Genomic DNA, 1236 nt, shown 5'->3' with positions numbered 1-1236 from the left:
ACGACCACGTCGGCACCCTGCGCGCCATGGACCCCACCACCGGCAAGCTGGTGTGGGAACACAAGGAGCAGCTGCCGCTGTGGGCCGGCGTCCTGGCGACCAAGGGCAACCTGGTGTTCACCGGCACCGGCGACGGCTTCTTCAAGGCCTTCGACGCCAAGACCGGCAAGGAGCTGTGGAAATTCCAGACCGGCAGCGGCATCGTCTCGCCGCCCATCACCTGGGAACAGGATGGCGAGCAGTACATCGGCGTGACCGTGGGCTACGGCGGCGCGGTGCCGCTGTGGGGTGGCGACATGGCCGAACTGACCAAGCCGGTGGCCCAAGGCGGTTCATTCTGGGTGTTCAAGATCCCGAGCTGGGATAACAAGACCGCCCAGCGCTGACCGACTGGTGGCGAGGCGCTGGCGCCCGCTGGGCCGCGCAGCGGCTCCGAACCCTGCCCACGCGATAGCTCAGGCCTACCGCGTGGGCCGGGTTCACGACGGCTACGCCCCCGGGGCGCCGGCCGGTCCAGCGGGCGCCAGCGCCCTCGCCCCACCCGCCTTCACTCCCGCCTGGAGAACCGCACCATGAACTACCTGCCCCTGGTCCTGCTGTTGGGCCTCTCGCCCGCCTTCGCCATGAACGTCGACGACGACGGCAACGATGTACCCCTGACCATCAATGGCTGCCTGATTGCCGAATCCAGCCAATGCCCGGGCGCCAACCTGCGCGGCGCCAACCTGGCCAACCAGGACCTGCGCAAGATGAACCTGGCCGGCGCCGACCTCTCCGGCGCCGACCTGCGCCATGCCCAGCTGGACCTGGCCAATCTGGAAAAAGCCCGCCTGCAAGGCGCCAACCTGACCCGCGCCAGCCTGCAACAGAGCAACCTGCGGCTGGCGGACTTTACCGACGCCAAGCTGATGGCCATTCAGGGCTGGGGCCTGTTTGCCCAGGGCGCGCAATTCGAGAACGCCAACCTCAGCGCGGCCTACCTGCAATTTGCCCGGCTGTCCGGGGCCAAGCTGCACCGGGCCAACCTGCAAGCGGCGGATCTGGAAATGGCCTGGTTGAGCAAGGCCGATCTGCAAGGGGCCAATCTGAGTGATGCCAATCTGCAAGAGGCCAAGTTGGGTGAGAGCAATCTGGAACGCGCCGATTTGCGCGGGGCGCGGCAGCATTATGGGAATTTTCAGGATGCCAATATGGAGGGGTGCCAGGGGTGTCCGGGGACTTGGGATAAGTAGGGGG

General features: G+C 66.8%; 2 protein-coding genes. Both read left to right on the top strand.

Annotation, left to right across the window (positions count from 1 at the left end):
• Positions 1–386, top strand: a 386-nt coding sequence (locus J5M73_RS30875; RefSeq protein ID WP_207816840.1) for a PQQ-binding-like beta-propeller repeat protein, incomplete at its 5' end; no start/stop codon positions are given.
• Between the two features lie 186 nt (positions 387–572).
• Positions 573–1232, top strand: coding sequence for a pentapeptide repeat-containing protein (locus tag J5M73_RS30870; protein ID WP_102861880.1), 660 nt, complete (start codon positions 573–575; stop codon positions 1230–1232).
• Positions 1233–1236 lie beyond the last annotated feature (4 nt).

It is taken from the genome of Pseudomonas sp. 50_B (assembly GCF_017491625.1).
GTDB lineage: Bacteria > Pseudomonadota > Gammaproteobacteria > Pseudomonadales > Pseudomonadaceae > Aquipseudomonas > Aquipseudomonas danubii.
This window is presented reverse-complemented; position numbering and strand designations above follow the sequence as displayed.

Coding starts and splice junctions, on each gene's coding strand:
- J5M73_RS30870 (WP_102861880.1), top strand. CDS start 573: ATGAACTACCTGCCCCTGGTCCTGCTGTTGGGCCTCTCGCCCGCCTTC.